General features: G+C 62.9%; 19 protein-coding genes. 6 read left to right on the forward strand and 13 right to left on the reverse strand.

Annotation, left to right across the window (positions count from 1 at the left end; translation table 11 throughout):
• Positions 1 to 52: 52 nt before the first annotated feature.
• Genes ubiB through ubiE form a run of 3 tightly spaced genes read right to left on the reverse strand, consistent with a single transcriptional unit; the run spans position 53 to position 3,047 of the window.
• Entirely contained in the window at positions 53 to 1,657 is a 1,605-nt protein-coding gene (gene ubiB / locus AC1RGE_RS26740) for a ubiquinone biosynthesis regulatory protein kinase UbiB (RefSeq protein ID WP_011058800.1), read from the reverse strand.
• Entirely contained in the window at positions 1,654 to 2,277 is a 624-nt protein-coding gene (locus tag AC1RGE_RS26745) for a ubiquinone biosynthesis accessory factor UbiJ (RefSeq protein WP_015633857.1), read from the reverse strand. The genes ubiB and AC1RGE_RS26745 overlap by 4 nt, the downstream gene beginning before the upstream one ends.
• Positions 2,277 to 3,047 (reverse strand): bifunctional demethylmenaquinone methyltransferase/2-methoxy-6-polyprenyl-1,4-benzoquinol methylase UbiE, encoded by a 771-nt coding sequence (gene ubiE, locus AC1RGE_RS26750; RefSeq protein WP_011058802.1) that lies wholly within the window; start codon positions 3,045 to 3,047, stop codon positions 2,277 to 2,279. The genes AC1RGE_RS26745 and ubiE overlap by 1 nt, the downstream gene beginning before the upstream one ends.
• A gap of 155 nt (positions 3,048 to 3,202) precedes the next feature.
• Between ubiE and AC1RGE_RS26755 the strand changes: the two genes are divergently transcribed.
• From AC1RGE_RS26755 to AC1RGE_RS26765, 3 genes are all read left to right on the forward strand, one after another.
• A complete protein-coding gene (locus AC1RGE_RS26755) occupies positions 3,203 to 3,478 on the forward strand; it encodes a polyhydroxyalkanoic acid system family protein (protein ID WP_047283591.1) in 276 nt (91 codons plus the stop codon).
• A gap of 123 nt (positions 3,479 to 3,601) precedes the next feature.
• On the forward strand, positions 3,602 to 4,024 hold the full coding sequence (locus AC1RGE_RS26760; protein ID WP_011058804.1) for a phasin family protein: 423 nt from the start codon (positions 3,602 to 3,604) through the stop codon (positions 4,022 to 4,024).
• A 10-nt stretch (positions 4,025 to 4,034) separates the two neighbouring features.
• Positions 4,035 to 4,907, forward strand: a complete 873-nt coding sequence (locus tag AC1RGE_RS26765; protein ID WP_492585321.1) for a phasin family protein — start codon at positions 4,035 to 4,037, stop codon at positions 4,905 to 4,907.
• A 61-nt stretch (positions 4,908 to 4,968) separates the two neighbouring features.
• Here AC1RGE_RS26765 and AC1RGE_RS26770 read toward each other — a convergent pair whose 3' ends face one another.
• The 10 genes from AC1RGE_RS26770 to AC1RGE_RS26815 all read right to left on the reverse strand — a co-directional run bounded on the left by AC1RGE_RS26770 (position 4,969) and on the right by AC1RGE_RS26815 (position 17,845).
• On the reverse strand, positions 4,969 to 5,589 hold the full coding sequence (locus AC1RGE_RS26770; protein ID WP_011058806.1) for a TetR/AcrR family transcriptional regulator: 621 nt from the start codon (positions 5,587 to 5,589) through the stop codon (positions 4,969 to 4,971).
• A gap of 65 nt (positions 5,590 to 5,654) precedes the next feature.
• On the reverse strand, positions 5,655 to 7,337 hold the full coding sequence (phaC, locus tag AC1RGE_RS26775; RefSeq protein ID WP_346624872.1) for a class II poly(R)-hydroxyalkanoic acid synthase: 1,683 nt from the start codon (positions 7,335 to 7,337) through the stop codon (positions 5,655 to 5,657).
• Between the two features lie 108 nt (positions 7,338 to 7,445).
• Positions 7,446 to 8,306, reverse strand: coding sequence for a poly(3-hydroxyalkanoate) depolymerase (phaZ, locus tag AC1RGE_RS26780; RefSeq protein WP_011058808.1), 861 nt, complete (start codon positions 8,304 to 8,306; stop codon positions 7,446 to 7,448).
• A gap of 130 nt (positions 8,307 to 8,436) precedes the next feature.
• Entirely contained in the window at positions 8,437 to 10,116 is a 1,680-nt protein-coding gene (phaC, locus tag AC1RGE_RS26785; RefSeq protein WP_015633859.1) for a class II poly(R)-hydroxyalkanoic acid synthase, read from the reverse strand.
• A 256-nt stretch (positions 10,117 to 10,372) separates the two neighbouring features.
• Entirely contained in the window at positions 10,373 to 10,750 is a 378-nt protein-coding gene (locus AC1RGE_RS26790) for a gamma-butyrobetaine hydroxylase family protein (RefSeq protein ID WP_011058810.1), read from the reverse strand.
• Between the two features lie 91 nt (positions 10,751 to 10,841).
• On the reverse strand, positions 10,842 to 12,182 hold the full coding sequence (gene hslU / locus AC1RGE_RS26795) for an ATP-dependent protease ATPase subunit HslU (RefSeq protein WP_011058811.1): 1,341 nt from the start codon (positions 12,180 to 12,182) through the stop codon (positions 10,842 to 10,844).
• 57 nt (positions 12,183 to 12,239) lie between these two features.
• Entirely contained in the window at positions 12,240 to 12,770 is a 531-nt protein-coding gene (gene hslV, locus AC1RGE_RS26800) for an ATP-dependent protease subunit HslV (RefSeq protein WP_003186641.1), read from the reverse strand.
• A gap of 199 nt (positions 12,771 to 12,969) precedes the next feature.
• Positions 12,970 to 13,677: an SPOR domain-containing protein gene (locus AC1RGE_RS26805; RefSeq protein ID WP_011058812.1), complete on the reverse strand. Its 708-nt coding sequence runs from the start codon at positions 13,675 to 13,677 to the stop codon at positions 12,970 to 12,972.
• A 1-nt stretch (position 13,678) separates the two neighbouring features.
• A complete protein-coding gene (argS, locus tag AC1RGE_RS26810) occupies positions 13,679 to 15,415 on the reverse strand; it encodes an arginine--tRNA ligase (protein ID WP_011058813.1) in 1,737 nt (578 codons plus the stop codon).
• A 210-nt stretch (positions 15,416 to 15,625) separates the two neighbouring features.
• A complete protein-coding gene (locus AC1RGE_RS26815) occupies positions 15,626 to 17,845 on the reverse strand; it encodes a primosomal protein N' (protein ID WP_011058814.1) in 2,220 nt (739 codons plus the stop codon).
• Positions 17,846 to 18,144: 299 nt separating this feature from the next.
• Here AC1RGE_RS26815 and rpmE point away from each other — a divergent pair, with 299 nt between their 5' ends.
• From rpmE to AC1RGE_RS26830, 3 genes are all read left to right on the forward strand, one after another.
• Positions 18,145 to 18,366: a 50S ribosomal protein L31 gene (rpmE, locus tag AC1RGE_RS26820; RefSeq protein WP_011058815.1), complete on the forward strand. Its 222-nt coding sequence runs from the start codon at positions 18,145 to 18,147 to the stop codon at positions 18,364 to 18,366.
• 41 nt (positions 18,367 to 18,407) lie between these two features.
• The gene (locus AC1RGE_RS26825) at positions 18,408 to 19,187 is read left to right on the forward strand and encodes a thermonuclease family protein (protein ID WP_492585322.1); all 780 of its coding nucleotides are present in this window, start codon (positions 18,408 to 18,410) and stop codon (positions 19,185 to 19,187) included.
• Between the two features lie 187 nt (positions 19,188 to 19,374).
• Entirely contained in the window at positions 19,375 to 20,643 is a 1,269-nt protein-coding gene (locus tag AC1RGE_RS26830; protein WP_011058817.1) for a malic enzyme-like NAD(P)-binding protein, read from the forward strand.
• Positions 20,644 to 20,674: the final 31 nt, after the last annotated feature.

Consider the following 20,674-nt stretch of genomic DNA (forward strand, 5'->3'; position numbering starts at 1 on the left):
GCTGGTGACGCCTCGGCGATTTCGACAGTTTGCCAGCAGGTCGCGCCACTGGCTATCGGCGAACGATCAGATACAAACCGACCGCAATCATGATGCCAGCAGGCCAGTGCCCCAGCTCATGCAATGGACCGCCGGCGGCCAGGACCGCGCCACCGCCCAGGTGGGCAGTGCCCAGCAGGCGCAGGAACCAGTCGTCCTTGCGCTTGTGCCAGGGCGCCGGCGGATCGGCGGCATGGGGCTGCGACATGCGCTCCAGCAGGTCGCGGGTCATGTTGGCCAGGTGCGGCAACTGTTCGATCTGGCTGTGGATGTTGCCGAGCACGGCCTTGGGGCTGACCCGTTCGCGCATCCAGCGTTCGAGGAAGGGTTGCGCGGTGTTCCACAGGTCCAGGTCCGGGTACAGCTGGCGGCCCAGGCCCTCGATGTTGAGCAGGGTCTTCTGCAGCAGCACCAGTTGCGGCTGCACTTCCATGTTGAAGCGCCGAGCGGTCTGGAACAGGCGCATCAGCACCTGGCCGAAGGAAATGTCCTTCAGCGGTTTTTCGAAGATCGGCTCGCACACGGTGCGGATCGCCGCCTCGAATTCGTTGAGCTTGGTTTCCGCCGGGACCCAGCCGGAATCAATGTGCAACTGGGCCACGCGGCGGTAGTCGCGCTTGAAGAAGGCAAACAGGTTGCGGGCCAGGTAGTCCTGGTCTTCCGGGGTCAGGCTGCCGACGATGCCGCAGTCGATGGCGATGTACTGCGGGCTCCAGGGCTGCACGGTGCTGACGAAGATGTTGCCCGGGTGCATGTCGGCGTGGAAGAAACTGTCGCGGAACACCTGGGTGAAGAAGATCTCCACGCCACGCTCGGCGAGCATCTTCATGTCGGTACGCTGGTCGGCCAGGGTGGCCAGGTCGGTGACCTGAATGCCGTAGATGCGCTCCATCACCAGCACTTTGGGCCGGCACCAGTCCCAGTAGACCTGGGGTACATAGAGCAGCGGCGAGCCTTCGAAGTTGCGCTTGAGCTGACTGGCGTTGGCCGCCTCGCGCAGCAGGTCGAGCTCGTCGTAGATGGTTTTCTCGTAGTCGCTGACCACGTCCACCGGGTGCAGCAGGCGCGCGTCGGCGGAGAGCTTTTCCGCGGCACGGGCGAGGATGAACAGCCACGCCAGGTCCTGGGCGATGATCGGCTTGAGCCCGGGGCGGATCACCTTGACCACCACTTCTTCGCCGGTCTTGAGCTTGGCGGCGTGCACCTGGGCCACCGACGCCGACGCCAGGGGCTCGATGTCGAAGCGGCTGAACACGTCGCTGATCTTCTTGCCCAACTGCGCTTCGATCAGGGCCACGGACTTTTGCGAGTCGAACGGCGGCACCCGGTCCTGCAGCAGCATCAGCTCGTCGGCGATGTCTTCCGGCAGCAGGTCGCGGCGGGTCGAGAGGATCTGCCCGAACTTGATGAAGATCGGCCCCAGGTCCTGCAACGCCAGGCGCAGGCGTGCACCGCGGCTCAGGTCCAGCGGCTTGCGCGGGAACCAGCGCCAGGGCAGGGCGAAGCGCAGGGCCAGGAGGAACCAGGGCAGGGGCAGGTCGAACAGCAGGTCATCGAGGCGGTAGCGGATCACGACGCGCTGGATGCGCAACAGACGGCGGACGGCAAGCAGCTTCATGCGTTATCGCTTGGGTCAAGGGATCGGGAAAGGCGCTCCAAGCGCGCCTCGAGACGTTCCAGGTCGAGTTTGGCCTGATCCAGCTCGCGAAAGCGCGCTTCGGCTTCACGCTGACCCACCAGGGTCCGCGATTCTTCGGCGAGGAATTCGGCGAGGTTCTGGTTGAGGCTGGCAAATCCTTGCTGATACCAGCGGGCGCGGCTGCGCACATGGCCACTGAACAGCTGGGTGGCCACGGGGCCCAGCCAGCGCGAGAGTTCGTATTCCCAGTCCAGCTCCAGGTCCTGAAGGGTTGCTGCCAGGTCCAGCAGCACGCCGCTATCGCCTTCCAGCTCCACTTCGGGGCCGTGCAGGACCGCGGTCTTGTCCTTGCTCAGGGCCAGGCGCAGCAGGCTCGAGGCCGGTGCGCGCAGGGTGCAGTCCGGGTCCGCGGCCCACTGGCTGGCGAGCATCAGGCCTTCATCGCTGGGCAGGATGAACAGCTGCAGTGCCGGGTTGCGGCATTCCACGGCGATCACCTTGCCATTGAGGTGCTGCAGGCGCGGCAGTGCCGTGCTGTCCAGACGCAGCACCCGATTGATGCCGGTCTCGACGCTGGCGAGCAGGCCGCTGAGCAACATCAGGGCTTGATGCCGCGGTGCAGGGCGACGATGCCTGCGGTCATGTTGTGATAGGTCACGCGGTCGAAACCGGCCTCGACCATCATCGACTTCAGGGTTTCCTGGTTGGGGTGCATGCGGATCGATTCGGCCAGGTAGCGGTAGCTTTCCGAGTCGTTGGTGATCAGCTTGCCGGCCAGGGGCATGAAGGCGAACGAGTAGGCGTCGTAGACCTTGGACATCAGCGCGTTGGTGGGCTTGGAGAACTCCAGCACCAGCAGGCGCCCACCGGGCTTGAGCACCCGCAGCATGGAGCGCAGGGCGTCTTCCTTGTGGGTCACGTTGCGCAGGCCGAAGGCAATGGTCACGCAGTCGAAATGGTTGTCCGGGAACGGCAGTTTTTCCGCATCGGCCTGGACGAACTCGACGTTGCCGGCCACACCCAGGTCCAGCAGGCGGTCACGACCGACCTTGAGCATGGATTCGTTGATGTCGGCCAGTACCACTTGGCCGGTCGGGCCCACCAGGTGGGAGAAACGCTTGGTCAAGTCACCCGTGCCGCCGGCGATGTCCAGTACGCGATTGCCGGCGCGCACGCCGGACAGCTCGATCGTGAAGCGTTTCCACAGGCGGTGCATGCCACCGGACAGCACGTCGTTCATCAAGTCGTACTTGGCCGCTACCGAGTGGAACACCTCAGCGACTTTTTCCGCTTTCTGGCTTTCAGGAACATTCTTGAAGCCGAAGTGAGTGGTGGGTTCGGCATCGCTGCCTTTGCGCTGATCAGTCATATCGCTGTCACCAAAAGAGAATGCGGGACATTCTAATGCCGGTGGCGGTCTTTGTCTTGGCAAGGCTGAATGTAAGATAGCGATCCGCCGGGACGTTTTGACGCACGCAGGGTCAAGATGCTTCAGGCAAGTCCCGAAACAGCAGGAGACCTTCAATGGCCCGTATTAGTGTTGAACGTGCCCATGGCCTGGGCAAGCAGGCAGCCCGTGAAAAGGCCGACAAACTGGCGCAGAAACTCGCCGATCAATATGGCCTGGAGCCGCAGTGGGCAGGCGATACCCTGAACCTCAAGCGCTCTGGCGTCAAAGGCGCGGTGCATGTGGGTGAAGAGTCGATCCGCATCGACGTGGAACTGGGGATGTTGATGTCGGCCATGAGCGGCACCATCAAGTCGGAAATCGAAAAGGCTCTGGACAAGGCCCTGGCCTGAACCGGCTCCTACATGAATTCATGACAGTCGTTAGGGTGCCGATTCTAATTTTTCTCTCTAGGTTGTGCCTCAGGTCCTCTTTCCGAGGGCAGTTCCTCAAACCTTCTGCGCGTGAGGTGCACCATGGCCAAAGTAATTCTGAAGAAAAAAGTTGATGCCCAATCGACTGCTCTGAGTGAAGTCAAATCCTATGCCCGTAAGATCTGGCTGGCAGGCCTGGGGGCCTACGCCAAAGTCGGTCAGGAAGGCAGCGAGTACTTTCAGGAGTTGATCAAGGCTGGTCAATCCGTTGAAAAGAAAGGCAAAAAAGTTGTCACTGAACAACTTGAAGCAGCCAACAGTCAGATAGATGGCGTTAAAGGGGATGTCAGCACTCTTAAAGGCAAAGTCGAAGTGCAACTGGACAAGGTCGAGAAGGCTTTTGACACGCGCGTCGCCAGTGCCTTGAATCGTATCGGCATTCCGTCTAAACATGACGTTGAGACACTCTCTGCTAAGCTCGATGAGCTGACGGCGTTGCTCGAACGTGTCGCGCGTAAACATTAAGGAGAACGGGATGGCTGGTAAAAAGAATACTGAAAAAGAAGGCAGCTCGTGGATCGGGAAAGTCGAAGAGTACTCCCGTAAAATTTGGCTTGCTGGTTTAGGCGTGTACTCGAAAATCGACTCTGACGGCAGCAAGCTTTTCGAGACATTGGTCAAAGATGGTGAGAAAGCCGAGAAACTGACTAAGAGCGTAGTCGGCAAGAAAGTTGATGCGGCCAAAGATTCCGCAACTTCGGCCAAGTCGCGTATCAGCGACGTCAAGGATCGTGCCCTGGGTAAGTGGGATGAACTGGAAGGCGCTTTCGACAAGCGCTTGAACAGCGCCATCTCGCGTCTGGGCGTGCCTAGCCGCAACGAAGTCAAGGCCCTGCACGACAAGGTCGATACCCTGACCAAGCAGATTGAAAAACTTACAGGTGCCAAGGTTGCGCCGGTTGCAGCCAAAACTGCAGCTGCCAAGTCTGCTGCAAAACCCGCAGCCAAGCCTCTGGCCAAGCCTGTCGCTAAGCCTGTCGCCAAGGCCGCCGCTAAACCCGCAGCCAAGCCGGCCGCGAAAACCGCAGCCGCCAAACCAGCGGCCAAACCGGCTGCCAAGCCTGTAGCGGCCAAGCCCGCTGCTAAGCCAGCAGCCAAGCCCGCGGCGAAAACCGCAGCGGCCAAGCCAGCGGCCAAACCGGCCGCCAAGCCTGCAGTGGCGAAAAAGCCTGTGGCCAAGAAGCCTGTGGCTGCCAAGCCAGCGGCCAAACCAGCAGCCAAGCCCGCTGTTGCGGCCAAGCCTGCAGCCCCGGCCCCGGCCAGCTCGGCGAACTCCGCCGCAGCCCCGAGCCCGGCTGCAACCCCGACTGCCGCGCCAGCTCCAGCGACGCCAAGCAGCCAGTCCTGATCGCATCAGGAACAAAAAAACGCCCGGCCTGGGAAGGCCGGGCGTTTTTTATTGAGGCGTTCTAGCCCTGCTCATCCAGGTAGCGCAGCGCCATCTGTTCGGTGGCCATCTTTGCCGGCGGCAGCAGGTGTGGCGCCACCAGCATCATGATCTGGTAGACCACCAGCCGGACTTCGCCTTCGCGATCGAGAATCCGCTGGTAATCCAGAGAGAACAGCAGGGTCATGGTGATCTGTTCCACCAGCTGCCCCAGGGCCTGGGTGCCGCTGACCAGTTGCCCCTGAGCCTTGAGCCGGGCCAGCAACGAGGCCAAGGTGCGTTTCAAGGCATTGAGCAGGTTGCGAATGCCCTTGGCCAGTTTTGGCAGGCGCCCGGCCAGGTTGGACAGGTCCTGAAACAGAAAGCGGTAGTGGGCCAGGCGCTCGACGATCAGGTGCAGGAACAGCCAGTAGTCTTCCGCCGCCAGCTGGACGTCGGACGGTGGGTCCAGCAACGGCGTCAGTTCGTTCTGAAAGCGCTCGAACAGGCCGAGCACCAGCGGCTCCTTGCCATGGAAGTGGTAGTAGAGGTTGCCGGGGCTGATCCCCATTTCATTGGCCACCTCCATGGTGGAGACATTGGGCTCGCCCTTTTGATTGAACAGTTGCAGGGCACATTCGAGTATCCGGTCGCGGGTCTTCATCCTGACTTCTTGTCGGTCCATTGAAGGGGCACGGCTCCGGCGTGGAACCGTGGTGCAAAGTGTCTTCAGCGCACGCGCACGTAGGTGCCGGGCGCAGCCTCCATCGGCGGATAGTTCTGGTTGCCCAGGGTGGTGAGGGTTTCCCGCTGCGCCCCCGAACGCTCCTGGACCCAGGTCAGCCACTGGCTCCACCAGCTGCCGTCCACATGCTCGGCATCGTAGTACCAGGCCCGCGGGTCGCTGCTGAGCTTGCGGTTCTCCACGTAGTTGGCCTTGGGATTGCTCGGCGGGTTGAGGATGCTCTGCACGTGGCCGCTGTTGGACAGCACGAAGCGCCGTTCGCCGCCCAGCAGCAGGGTCGAGCGGTAGACCGCGTCCCAGGGCGTGATGTGGTCGTTGATCCCGGCCACGCTGAAGCTGTCCACCGTGACCTTCTGCAAGTCGATCGGCGTGCCGCAGACTTCCAGCCCGCCGACATGGCTCAGGGGGTTGTGCTTGAAGAAGTCCAGCAGATCGCCGTGCAGTGCGGCCGGCAACCGGGTGCTGTCGTTGTTCCAGTAGAGAATGTCGAAGACCGGCGGCTCCTTGCCCAGCAGGTAGTTGTTGACCCAGTAGTTCCAGATCAGGTCGTTGGGGCGCATCCAGGCGAACACCTTGGCCATGTCGCGACCGTCCAGTACCCCTTGCTGATAGGAGCGACGCTTGGCCGCTTCGAGGGTCTTCTCGTCGGCGAACAGCGTTGCCGGGCTGTCCATCTGGCTGTCCAGCAGGCTCACCATGTAGGTCGCGCTGGATACCCGGCGCAGCTGGCGCTTGGCCTGCAGGTGGCCTTGCAGGGCGGCGATGGTCAGCCCTCCGGCACAGGCTCCCATCAGGTTGACTTCGCGACTGCCGGTAATCGCCCGGGTGACGTTCAGCGCTTCTTCGGCCGCCTCGACGTAGGTCGACAGGCCCCACTCGCGGTGCCGCACATCCGGGTTGCGCCAGCTGACCATGAACACCTGCAGGCCGTTTTTCAGCGCGTACTGGACGAAGCTGTTGGTCGGGCTCAGGTCGAAAATGTAGTACTTGTTGATTTGTGGCGGCACGATCAGCAGCGGTTTGGCGTACTGTTTTTCGCTCATGGGGCTGTACTGGATCAGCTCCAGCAATTCATTGCGAAACACCACTGAGCCCGGGGTGACCGCCAGGTTCTTGCCCACTTCGAAGGCGTGCTTGGTCACCTGGCTGGGCAACCCGTTGTTGTGCAGCAGGTCATCCAGCAGGTTGCCGATGCCCCGCACCACGCTGTTGCCCCCGGTGTTGAAGATCTCCTTGAGGGCCAGGGGGTTGAGCAGGGTATTGGAAGGCGCAACGGCATCATTGAGCAGGGAAAAGGCAAAGTGTGCCCGGGCCCGGTCGTCTTCGCTCATGCCGCTGTCGTCGATCCAGTGGCGCACCTGCTTCTGCCAGCTCAGGTAGGCCTGCAGGCCGCGCCGGTAGAAGGGGTTGAGGCTCCAGGCCGGGTCGGCGAAGCGGTTGTCCTTGGGGTTGGTCTTGTGCAGGGTTTCCCCCAGCAGCACACGCCCCAGCTGGCCGCCCAGGGCCAGGGTATGCCGGGCACTGTGCAACGGATTGCGCAGGCTGTGGGCCGCCAGGCTGCGCAAGGTGGAGAACAGATCCCGGCCGCGCAGGCCGGTGATCGCGCTCTGCGCATTGATATACGCGGCGGGTGACGGCAATGAGCCCGTCGCAGGTTTGTCTTGCATGAGTCAACACTCCTTCGTCAAACCACTAACAAGCAGACCAATCCAAGACAGACAACATAGTCGGTCCTGGCCCTTCTTGCGCGCGACGATCCTGTCGACAGGTATCTTTTACTTGGTAGGGCGCACAGGTTCGGGATGCGGGTGCATCACCGCCCTTTGGCGTTCTTCCTGGAGGAACTTCATGATGATCGGGGCGACGGCCTCGGCCCGGGTGATCAGGAACAGGTGGCCATCATCGATGATGTGCAACTGGGCATTGGGTATGCGCCAGGCCAGCATGCGCATGTTGATCAGGGGAATCAGCGGGTCGTCATCGCCGGCCAGCACCAGGGTCGGCTGATGGATCTTGTGCAGCCAGTGAATGCTGGTCCAGCCCAGGCCCGCGAACAGCTGCCAGTAATAGCCGAGCTTGCCGGCCGAGCGCACCTTGGCTGCGTGTTCCGCTGCCAGGCTCGGGTCGCGGCGGAAGGAGCCGCCATAGATCAGCGGCGCGATGCGCATCACATGGGAGGGCTGCACGTAGCGCCGTGGGCTGGCCATCATCCACAGCACCTTGGGTTTGCCCGGGACCATGAACGCCCCGGCCGCGGTGGCGGCCAGCACCAGCTTCTTGCAGCGCTCGGGGTAGTCGTAGGCGAACTGCTGGGCCAGCGCGCCGCCCCAGGACACACCCACTGCATTGACCTGGCCGTAGTCCAGGTAGTCGAGCATCCGCGCGGTCAGCTTGGCCAGCCCGGGAAAGCGGTAGGGCCGGCTCGGCGTGGAGGAGCCGCCGACACCGGGGACATCGAAGGCGATCACCTCGAGGTCCGGATCCAGGGCCTGGACAAAGGGAAACACCAGCTCCAGGTTGGCGCCGATGCCGTTGAAGATCAGCAGCGGCGTCAAGTGCGGCTTGCCTGGGCGTACCGCGGTGCGGATGGTCTGGCCATCCAGGTCGACGGTGCGGAATATGAATGAGTGTGGCATGCCGTAGCCCTGTGAATTAAACCGTCGCAGCCGCCATCCCGGGCGTCCTGCGGATTTCCTGAGGCCGAGCCTCTTGTCAAGAATAGGGCTTGGCGGAGCCTCCTGGCGCCGCCGTGTCGATGGCCGGGGCTCAGCGCTCGTGGACGTAGGTCCCGGGCGCCGCCTCGGCGGCTGCGAACTTCTTGTTACCTAGGCTGGTGGGCGCCGGCTTCAGGTCGCCTGAGCGTTCCGCCTGCCAGGCCTGCCAATGCAGCCACCAGGAATCGGTGTGCTTGATCGAGTTTTCCTGCCACTGGTCGGGGCAGGCCGGAATGTCGGTGCTGGTCATGTAGCGCGCCTTGGGGTTGCCAGGCGGGTTGAGGATGCTCTGGATATGGCCGCTGCTGGAGAGCACGAACTCGACGTTGCCGCCAAACAGCTGCGCCGACTTGTAGCAGGACTTCCACGGAGTGATGTGGTCGTTGGTGCCGGCCAGGGAGAAGATATCGGCGGTCACCTGCTTGAGGTCGATCGGCGTGCCGCACACTTCCAGTGCATTGGCGCGCACCAGCGGGTTGTTCTTGAACATTTCGATCAGGTCGCCGTGGAAGGCGGCGGGCAGGCGGGTGGTGTCGTTGTTCCAGAACAGGATGTCGAACACCGGCGGCTCGTTGCCCAGCAGGTAGTTGTTGACCCAGTAGTTCCAGATCAGGTCGTTGGGGCGCATCCAGGCGAACACCTTGGCCATGTCGCGGCCTTCCAGGACTCCGGCCTGATAGGAGTGGCGCTTGGCCGCTTCCAGGGTCTGCTCGTCGACGAACAGCGCTACCTGGGTGTCCAGAGTGGTGTCCAGTACGCTGACCAGCAGGGTCAGGGCGTTGACCTTCTTCTGCCCCAGCGCCGCGTAGTGGCCCAGCAGCGCGGTGCAGGTGATGCCGCCGGAGCAGGCACCGAGCATGTTCACGTCCTTGCTGCCGGTGATCGCGGTCACTACGTCGACCGCTTCTTTCAGGGCTTCGATGTAGGTGGACAGGCCCCATTCGCGCTGGGCCTTGGTGGGGTTGCGCCAGCTGACGATAAAGGTCTGCACGTTGTTGCGCAGGCAGAAGCGCGCCAGGCTCTTGTCCGGGCTGAGGTCGAAGACATAGAACTTGTTGATCTGCGGTGGCACCACCAGCAGCGGGCGCTCATGCACCTGCTCGGTGATCGGCCGGTACTGGATCAGCTCCAGCACGTCATTGCGAAACACCACCGCGCCTTCACTGGTGCCCAGGTTCTTGCCCACTTCGAAGGCGTCCATGTTGACCTGGCTGGGCATGCCGCCGTTGTGCACCAGGTCCTTGGCCAGATGGGACAGGCCGTCCAGCAGGCTCTTGCCGCCGGTTTCGAAGAAGCGCTTGACCGCTGCGGGGTTGGCCGCGCTGTTGGTCGGGGCCATGGCTTCGGTCATCAGGTTGATCACGAAGTGGCCGCGGCTGATGTCCTGCTCGGACAGGCTGCTGTCGTCGATCCAGTCGTGGAGTTCCTTGCGCCACGCCAGGTAGGTTTGCAGGTAGCGTTTGTACAACGGGTTCTGGCTCCACGCGGGGTCGTTGAAGCGACGGTCGTCGCTCTCCGGCTGCAGGGTGGATTTGCCGAACATCACGTTCTTGAGTTCGATGCCGAAATGGGCGACGTGCTTGACGCTGTGGATGGGTTGTTTGATGGCCTGGGCAAGCACCATTCGAGCGGAAGTAAGCAGGTCCTTTCTACGCAAGCCAATGACCGGATTGAGCCCCAGGGTGTTTTCCGAGGCTTGGCGTTTCAGGTCATCGTTATTCTTGTTACTCATCTACGACGCTCCATTGTCCTGAGACGAGTACCGGACCTGCTGTGCAGTTACACAGCACGATGCCAGGTACTACTGCTCGGGTGACCGTTGATTGCGCACCGCTGCTTTTTGTTCCGAAAGCACTGCAGGGAACTTGCCAGCTCCATTGGTTACCCGAGTTTAATTTTTTCCGCAAGCAGGCCATTCATTGGCCATACAGCCAAGCATTCAAACAGATGAAATTAGAAAATGCCCTCTAAACCATCGAAGCCTTGAGCTAGAGCATCAGCTTGACGATGGACTCGTTCGGATCGCGGGATTTTCCGGCAGCCTTGAGCTCCGCCAGATAGTCGTTCCACAGCTCGTCCTGGCGCAGCGCCAGTTGGTAGAGGTAGTCCCAGGTGAACAATCCGCTGTCATGACCGTCATCGAAGGTCAATTTCAGTGCGTACTGGCCCGCCGGTTCAACCTTGGTCAGGCCGACGCCGAGCTTGCCGAATTGCAGGATGGGTTTGCCGTGGCCCTGGACCTCGGCGGAGGGAGAATGCACCCGCAGGAGTTCTGCAGGCAGGTGATAGACCTCGTCCGGCCCGTAAGTCAGGGTCAGGGTTTTCGAGGCTTTGTGCAGGTTGATACCGGTGGGAAGTTTGCTCATGACCTGTAGTCCTTCCGGCAGGAGCCGGCTTGCCTGCGATCGGGGGAGGCCCTATCGCTGGCAAGCCAGTCCCTGCATGGGTGGCGAAGGTTTACAGGATATAACGGGAAAGGTCTTCGTTCTGCGCCAATTCGCCCAGGTGGCTGTTGACGTAGGCGGCGTCGATGCGGATCGGCTCTTCGCTGTGGGCGCTGGCCAGGTCACCGGCACTGAACGACACCTCTTCCAGCAGGCGCTCGAGCAGGGTGTGCAGGCGACGGGCACCGATGTTCTCGGTCTTCTCGTTGACCTGCCAGGCGATTTCCGCCAGGCGCTTGATGCCTTCGGGCAGGAACTCGATGTTCAGGCCTTCGGTCTTCAGCAGCTCGCGATATTGCTCGGTCAGCGAAGCGTGCGGCTCGCTGAGGATGCGCTCGAAGTCTTGCGGCGACAGCGCCTTGAGTTCCACGCGGATCGGCAGACGGCCTTGCAGCTCCGGTACCAGGTCGCTGGGCTTGCTCAGGTGGAAGGCACCGGAGGCAATGAACAGGATGTGGTCGGTCTTGACCATGCCCAGCTTGGTGTTGACGGTGCAGCCTTCGATCAGCGGCAGCAGGTCACGCTGCACGCCCTCGCGGGAGACGTCCACACCGCCGGCGTTGCCGCGCTTGGCCACCTTGTCGATCTCGTCGATGAACACGATGCCGTGCTGCTCGACGGCTTCCAGGGCCTTGGCCTTGAGTTCTTCGTCGTTGACCAGGCGGCTGGCTTCTTCGTCGCGTACCAGTTTCAGCGCTTCCTTGACCTTGAGCTTGCGGTTCTTGCGCTTGCCCTTGCCCATGTTGGCGAACAGGCTCTGCAGCTGGTTGGTCATTTCCTCCATGCCCGGTGGCGCGGAAATGTCGACGCCTGCAGCTTCCGCCACTTCGATCTCGATTTCCTTGTCATCCAGCTGGCCTTCGCGCAGGCGCTTGCGGAACAGCTGGCGGGTATTGGAGTCCTGGGCCGGAGCCGCGTCGTCGCTGTTAAAACCGGTGCGTGCCTGGGGCAGCAGGGCATCGAGGATGCGTTCTTCGGCGGCGTCTTCGGCGCGATGGCGAACCCGGATCATTTCCTGTTCGCGAAACATCTTGATCGCCGCGTCGGCCAGGTCGCGGATGATGGATTCAACGTCGCGGCCCACATAGCCGACTTCGGTGAACTTGGTGGCCTCGACCTTGATGAAGGGCGCATTGGCCAGCTTGGCCAGGCGGCGGGCGATCTCGGTCTTGCCGACACCGGTCGGGCCGATCATCAGGATGTTCTTGGGGGTCACTTCAACGCGCAGCTCGGCCGGCAGTTGCATGCGGCGCCAGCGGTTGCGCAGGGCGATAGCGACGGCGCGCTTGGCATCGTCCTGGCCGATGATATGGCGATTGAGTTCGTGGACGATTTCGCGGGGTGTCATGGACATAGTAGTTGGCGGTCCTCAAGCAAGAATGAATGCCGTGGCGCAAGCGCCGCAACAGGCTTATTCCGCGAGATCCTGCTCCTCGATGGTTTGAGTGTGGTTGGTGAATACACAGATGTCGCCGGCGATGCCGAGTGCGGTCTCGACGATTTCACGGGCCGACAGGTCGGTCTTTTTCAGCAGGGCGCTGGCAGCGGCCTGGGCATAGGCGCCACCGGAGCCCATGGCGATCAGCCCGTCCTCGGGTTCAACCACGTCGCCATTGCCGGTGATGATCAAGGACGCATCCTTGTTGGCCACGGCCAGCATGGCTTCCAGGCGGCTCAGGGAGCGATCGGTGCGCCATTCCTTGGCCAGCTCTACGGCGGCACGGACCAGATGGCCCTGGTGTTTCTCCAGTTGGCCTTCAAAGCGCTCGAACAGGGTGAAGGCGTCGGCGGTGGCCCCGGCAAAGCCGGCGATGACCTGGCCGTGATAGAGGCGGCGGACTTTTTTCGCGTTGCCTTTCATCACGGTGTTGCCGAGAGAAACCTGGCCGTCGCCGCCCATGACGACTTTGCCGTGGCGGCGGACTGAAACGATGGTGGTCAAGGGGGGAGTCTCCACACAGCGGGGCGAAAGTGCCCTGATGGAAACTCATATGGGGGTGGTCGGGCGTTTTTCAACCGGAGGCTGCAGCGAGGGACCGGCGGTCATTGTTGCATGCTGCAAGCGCTGCGCGGGCAGGCCCGCTCCTACGGGGGGCCATGTAGGAGTGGGCTTGCCCGCGATCAATCGCGTAGCGGTCGGCTTAGCGGCTCTGGCGCTGTTGTAACAGCAGGTTGCTGAAGCCGGCGCCGGCCAGTTGCTTCTGCGCCACGGTCAGCTGTTCGCGGTTGCTGAACGGGCCTACCAATACCCGGTACCAGGTTTCATCCTTCACCGTGCCGGATTCTACCGAGACCGACTGGCCCAGCAGGATGATCTGCGCCCGGACCTTGTCGGCATCGGCTTCCTTGCGGAACGAACCGGCCTGGAGGAAGAACTTGGTCACCGGCGCCGCCTTGGCCACGGGTGGCGCTGGTGGCGGGGTGATCCCGGCCAGGGCTGCCTGGGCACGGGCGGTGTCGATCTTGGCCGCTTCCGCCGGGGTTACCGGGGTGGTGGGCACAGGTGGCACCTGTGGCGTCGGCAGGGTTTTTTCCGGCACCGCTTCCGGCGGCACGATGACCTCCGATTCCGGCAGCAGGGTGTAGAAGTCGTATTTCGGCTTCACCGGTTGCTGGGGGCTCGGCGGGGTCTTGTTGGCCTCGGCGATCTTGGTGGCTTTCTGCTGTTCGATCTTCTCGCGCTTGACGCTGTCACCGCCCTTGCCGGGCTCGAGCTTCATCAGGAACACGATGAAGGCACCGATGGTCAGGCCGATGGCCAGCCACAACCAGCCCGGAATCGGCTTCTTGGCCGGGGCCTGGTAACGGCTGGCGCCACGCTTGGGTGCAGGTTTTTTCTTGGCAGCCAACTTACATTTGCTCCAGGACTTTGAGGCCCAGCAGTTCCAGACCTTGCTTGAGGGTGCGCCGGGTCAGCTCGGTGAGGCGCAGACGGCTGTGCATCTGGGTCGGCGTCTCGGCTGCCAGGATCGGGCAGTTTTCATAGAAGCTGGAGAACAGCCCGGCCACGTCGTACAGGTAGGTGCAGAGGATGTGTGGCGTGCCCTTCTCGGCGACGTTGTTGAGAATCTCGCCGAACTGCGCCAGCTTGGCCGCCAGCTCCAGTTCCTGGGCCGCGTGCAGTTCGATCTGCCCGCCGACTTCGCTGAAGTCCTTGCCCAGCTTGCGGAACACACCGGCGGCGCGGGTGTAGGCGTACAGCAGGTACGGCGCGGTGTTGCCTTCGAAGTTGAGCATCAGGTCGAAGTTGAAGCTGTAGTCGCTGGTGCGGTGCTTGGACAGGTCGGCGTACTTCACCGAGTCGATGCCCACCACCTTGGCGATGCTGCGCAGGTCGGCTTCCGGCAGTTGCGGGTTCTTTTCCTTCACCAGGGCGTAGGCACGTTCTTCGGCTTCGGTCAGCAGGTCGATGAGCTTCACGGTGCCGCCGTCGCGGGTCTTGAACGGACGGCCGTCGGCGCCGTTCATGGTGCCGAAGCCCATGTGCTCCATTTCCATCGGATGGGTCACGAAACCGGCTTTGCGGGCCACGGCGAACACTTGCTGGAAGTGCAGGGCCTGGCGCTGGTCGACGAAGTACAGGGCGCGATCGGCCTTGAGCTTGCCGCTGCGGTAGCGCACGGCCGCCAGGTCGGTGGTGGCGTACAGGTAGCCGCCGTCAGCCTTGACGATGATCACCGGCAGCGGCTCGCCTTCGGCGTTCTTGAACTCGTCGAGGAACACGCACTGGGCGCCGTTGCTCTCCACCAGCAGGCCCTGGGCCTTGAGGTCGTTGACCACGTTGATCAGGTCGTCGTTGTAGGCGCTCTCGCCCATCACGTCGGCCATGGTCAGCTTGACGTTGAGCAGCTCGTAGATCTTCTGGCAGTGGGACAGGGAGATGTCCTTGAACTTGGTCCACAGCTCCAGGCAGTCCGGGTCGCCGGCCTGCAGCTTGACCACCAGGCCGCGGGCGCGGTCGGCGAAGGCTTCGGACTCGTCGAAGCGCTGCTTGGCGGCGCGGTAGAAGTTCTCCAGGTCCGACAGCTCGTCACTGGTGATGGGGTTTTCTTCCAGGTAGGCCATCAGCATGCCGAACTGGGTGCCCCAGTCGCCCACGTGGTTCTGGCGGATCACGGTGTCGCCGAGGAACTCCAGGACCCGGGCCACGCCGTCGCCAATGATGGTGGAGCGCAGGTGGCCAACGTGCATTTCCTTGGCCAGGTTGGGCGCCGACATGTCGATCACGGTGCGCTGCGCCGGGCCGGCCTTGCGTACGCCCAGGTGGTCGTCGCCAAGAGCGGCGTCCAGGCGCGCGGCCAGGGCCTGGGTGTTCTGGAAGAAGTTGATGAAGCCGGGGCCGGCGATTTCCGCCTTGCTCAGGTCTTCATGGGCCGGCAGGGCGGCGATGATTTTCTCCGCCAGGTCGCGCGGCTTCATGCCGGCCGGCTTGGCCAGCATCATGGCGATGTTGCTGGCGAAGTCGCCGTGGGTCTTGTCGCGGGTGTTTTCGACCTGGATCGCCGGCGTCAGGCCTTCTGGCAACACACCTTCGGTGACGAGTTGGGTGATGGCTTGCTGGATGAGCTGGCGAATGGTGTCTTTCATGGTCTTCTCTTTCGACCGCTGGTGCGGCGGCGCTTCGGTGCGCAGGTGGAAAAACTGGGCATTATCCGTTGCTGGAACGGGCTTGCCAACTATAGAGGACTGCTTGGGGATCGATGGCGGCATTCGATTGCCTTCGCCGGCAAGCCGGCTCTTGCGGGTTTGATGCTGCCCATTGTAGGAGCGGGCTTGCCCGCGAAAGCACGACCTCGATCAATACAGATCCACGGGATCCACATCCAGCGACCAGCGGACCTGCCGCCCGCTGGGCATCTGTTCCAGCACCAGCAGCCAACTGCTGAGCAAACGATGCAAGGGCGCTCGGGCATTGGCCTGCAGCAGCAATTGCGCGCGATAACGTCCGGCGCGCCGCTCCATCGGAGCCGGCACCGGGCCCAATAGTTCGATGCCCCCCAGGTTCTGTTCCGCCAGCAGGCGCTCGGCCTCGCTGCAGGCTTCATCGAGGAACCCCTCGGCCTGGCCCGGTTTGTGGGCTTCGGCCCGCAGCAGCGCCAGGTGGGCGAAAGGTGGCAGGCCGGCGGCGCGGCGCTCGCTCAGGGCCTGTTCGGCGAAGGCGAAGTAGCCCTGCTCGGTCAACTGCACCAGCAACGGGTGGTCGGCGAGGTGGGTCTGGATGATCACCTTGCCCGGCTCTTCGGCCCGGCCAGCCCGCCCGGCGACCTGGACGATCAGTTGCGCCATGCGCTCGCTGGCGCGGAAGTCGCCGGAGAACAGGCCGCCATCGGCATCGAGGATCGACACCAGGGTCACCCGGGGAAAGTGATGACCCTTGGCCAGCATCTGGGTGCCCACGAGGATGCACGGCTGGCCTTTCTGGATAGTGGCGAACAGCTGGTTCATCGCATCCTTGCGCGAGGTGCTGTCGCGGTCCACCCGCAGCACCGGGTAATCGGGGAACAGGATGCCCAGGCGCTCTTCCGCCCGCTCGGTGCCGGCGCCCACGGGGCGCAGGTCGACCTTGCCGCATTGCGGGCAATGGCGCGGAACCCGCTCCACATGGCCGCAGTGGTGGCAGCGCAGCTCGCCGGAACGCTGGTGCACGGTCATGCGTGCATCGCAGCGCTGGCATTCGGACATCCAGCCGCAGTCGTGGCAGAGCAGGGTCGGGGCGAAGCCGCGGCGGTTGAGGAACACCAGGACCTGCTGGCCGGCGGCCAGGGTCTGGCCGATGGCTTGCTGCATGGGGCCGGAAATGCCGCTGTCCAGCGGGCGGCTCTTCACGTCCAGGCGCAGGAAACGCGGCTGCTTGGCGCCGCCGGCCCGCTCGTTCAGGCGCAGCAGGCCGTAGCGGCCGGTGTAGGCGTTGTGCAGGCTTTCCAGGGACGGCGTGGCCGAGCCCAGGACGATGGGAATGTTTTCTTGGCGCGCACGTACCAGAGCCAGGTCGCGGGCGTGGTAACGCAGGCCTTCCTGCTGTTTATAGGACCCGTCGTGCTCCTCGTCGATGATGATCAGGCCAGGGTTCTTCATCGGCGTGAACAGGGCCGAGCGGGTGCCGATGATGATGTCGGCCTCGCCGTCCCGGGCAGCCAGCCAGGCGTCCAGGCGTTCGCGGTCATTGACCGCCGAGTGCAGCAGGGCGATGCGGGCGTTGAAGCGTTGCTCGAAGCGCGCCAGGGTCTGCGGGCCGAGGTTGATCTCCGGAATCAGCACCAGGGCCTGCTTGCCGGCTTCCAGGGTTTCGCGGATCAGTTGCAGGTAGACCTCGGTCTTGCCGCTGCCGGTGACCCCGGCCAGAAGAAACGCGTGATAGCTGTCGAACCCGGCGCGGATGGCTTCATAGGCGGCGCGCTGCTCGCTGTTGAGCGGCAGTTCGGGCTGGGCCAGCCAGTGTTCGTGGCGCACGCCCGGCGCGTGCTTGCGCACCTCCACCTGCACCAGGTCCTTGGCCAGCAGCAGGTCGAGGCTGTCCTTGCTCAGCATCAGCTTGCTCAGCAGGGTATGGGGCACGCCGTGGGGGTGCTGGGCCAGGGTTGCCAGGGCTTCGCGCTGGCGCGGGGCGCGAGCGATGCGCGGGTCGTCGAGCCGGGCCCCGGGGGCGATCGACCAGAAGCGTTCCTGGCGGGCCTCGGCCAGCTCGCCCTGGCGCAACAGCACTGGCAATGCCCAGCTCAGGGTATCTCCCAGGCTGTGCTGGTAGTACTGGGCGGTCCACAGGCACAGCTTGAACAGGGCCGGCGGTAGCGGAGGCGTGGGATCCAGCAGGGCCAGGGCCGGCTTGAGTTTTTCCGCCGGGACCTCGCTGTGATCCGCCACCTCCACCAGGATGCCGATCATTTCCCGGCGGCCGAATGGCACCCGCAGGCGCATGCCGGGGTGCAACTGGGCACGCAGCACCCCGGCCGGAGCACGGTAGTCGAACAGGCGGCGCAGGGGCGAGGGCAGGGCGAGGCGCAGGATGGCGTCGGGCACGCGGGACAATCTCGTTGAGCAGAGGGTAAATAGGCCCCGGAGCCTAACAGAGCAGCGGTGGAGTGTCCTGTATAAGCGTGCGTGGCCCCTGTACCTGCGGGGGCTGCCCGGGCATGGAGCCGGTTTTTCAGTTCAGGGGGTGGCAAAGCCTGGGCTGTCAAGGTTGCACCGGCTTTTTCTGATGGGCTGCACTCAGGATCGCTTGCGCGTTTGACGCGGTCTGGTAGAATTCGCGCCCTAATTCGTGCGGTATTCAACAATAGTGTTGGGTGGCGGCACGCTAGCCTGAGGAATACACCATGAAAGCCGATATCCATCCAGTATACGAAGCCATTACCGCTACCTGCAGCTGCGGTAACGTCATCGAAACTCGCTCCACCCTGGCCAAGCCTCTGAGCCTGGACGTGTGCAACGAGTGCCACCCGTTCTACACCGGCAAGCAAAAGACTCTGGACGTTGGCGGTCGTGTCGACAAGTTCAAGTCGCGCTTCGGTGCTTTCGGCGCAACGAAGAAGGCCTGAGGCTGATCGTTCTGGAAAGCCGATACCGACTTTCCTCGCTGATGAAAAAGGCGTCCCTAGTGGGCGCCTTTTTTGTGGGCGCGATTTGGCTGACAGCGGCCGAGGCGTTTTGCCCGGCGCCCAAGGGGCTGTTGCCGGCAACGGTGCTCCGGGTGGTGGACGGCGACACCCTGCACCTCAAGGATGGCCGCAGGTTGCGCATGATCGGCCTCAATGCCCCGGAGCTGGCGGGCAAGGGGCGCCCTGCCGAGCCCTTCGCCGAGGCGGCGCGGCAGCGCCTGCGACAACTGGTGGCACAGAGTGGTGGGCGGGTCGGCCTGCTGCCGGGGCGTGAAAGGCAGGATCGCTACGGTCGTGTCCTGGCCCATGTCTATGGCGTCACTGGTATCAACTTCGAAGCCCGGTTGATCGCGGAAGGCTTGGCCTATCGGATTGCCGTGCTGCCAAACGTCGCCCTGGCGAGCTGCCAGAAGGCTGCCGAGAACCATGCGCGCCGAGCCGGGCTGGGGCTTTGGCGACGTTCACCTGTACTCAAGGCGCAGCAGATCCATCGCGAGGGCTTTGCCCTGTTCGAAGGGCGAGTGAGCAGGGTGCAGCGCAATCGCGGTGGTCTTTGGATCACATTGCAGGGGCAGGTTGTATTGCGCATTGCACCCAATGTCCTGCGGCGCTTCGATCGCCGGCTGCTCAGTGGCCTTTCGGGGCGCCGGATCGAGGCTCGCGGCTGGGTTGTCGATCGCTCGCGTCAGCCTGGCCGGCAATCTGCACATCCACGTTGGATGTTGTCCGTGACTGACCCTTCCATGCTCAGACTTATCTGATAAAGAAAAATTGTAGACATTTTTTTAATGGATTGTGAACAGTTGAAAGCCTTGTACCCCGCGGCTCTTGGCCCAAAGTCGTACGCTAGGGGCCTTGACAGGGGTGACTGGGCAGTCTTGTGGGGACTATGCGACACGAGTATCCTCGGCGGTCCGTCTGTCCAACAGCAAAAAGCGGAATGCCCACATGTCTGATTTGAAAACTGCCGCTCTCGAATACCATGCCAATCCTCGTCCAGGAAAGCTGAGTGTCGAGCTCACCAAGGCCACTGCTACCGCTCGTGATCTGGCGTTGGCCTACAGCCCCGGCGTAGCCGAGCCGGTACGCGAAATCGCTCGCGATCCGGAACTGGCCTACAAGTACACCGGCAAAGGCAACCTGGTTGCCGTCATTTCCGATGGCACCGCGATTCTCGGCCTGGGTAACCTCGGCCCACTGGCCTCCAAGCCAGTGATGGAAGGCAAGGGCGTGCTGTTCAAGCGTTTCGCCGGCATCGATGTATTCGACATCGAAGTCGACTCCGAAAGCCCGCAGGCTTTCATCGACACCGTCAAGCGCATTTCCATCACCTTCGGTGGCATCAACCTGGAAGACATCAAGGCACCCGAGTGCTTTGAGATCGAGCGCGCTCTGATCGAGCAGTGCGACATTCCGGTGTTCCACGATGACCAGCACGGCACCGCGATCGTTACCGCCGCCGGCATGATCAACGCCCTGGAAATCGCTGGCAAAACCCTGGCCGACGCCAAGATCGTCTGCCTGGGTGCCGGTGCTGCCGCCATCTCCTGCATGAAGTTGCTGGTGAGCATGGGTGCACAGATCGAAAACATCTTCATGGTCGACCGTACCGGCGTGATCCACTCCGGCCGCGATGACCTGAACCAGTACAAGGCGGTGTTCGCCCACGCCACTGACAAGCGCACCCTGGCCGACGCCCTGCAAGGCGCCGACGTGTTCGTCGGTCTGTCCGGCCCGAACCTGCTGAGTGCTGAAGGCCTGAAATCCATGGCGCCGAACCCGATCGTGTTCGCCTGCTCCAACCCTGATCCGGAAATCGCCCCGGAACTGGCGCACGCCACCCGCGATGACGTGATCATGGCTACCGGCCGTTCGGACTACCCGAACCAGGTGAACAACGTCCTGGGCTTCCCGTTCATCTTCCGTGGTGCCCTGGACGTACGCGCCAAGCGCATCAACGAAGAAATGAAGATCGCCGCGGCCAACGCCCTGCGTGACCTGGCCAAGCTGCCGGTTCCTCAGGAAGTGTGCGACGCCTACGGTGGCATCAAGCTGGAATTCGGCCGTGAGTACATCATTCCCAAGCCAATGGATGCCCGCCTGATCACCGTGATCTCCGATGCCGTGGCCAAGGCCGCCATCGAGACCGGCGTGGCTACCCTGCCGTACCCGAAGAACTACCCGCTCAAGAGCGTGGATGATGTGTTCAACGGTTAAGCGTTCGTAGCGTCATGCAAAAAGCCCCGGC

The organism is Pseudomonas sp. GW823-FHT02C05 (genome assembly GCF_058797595.1).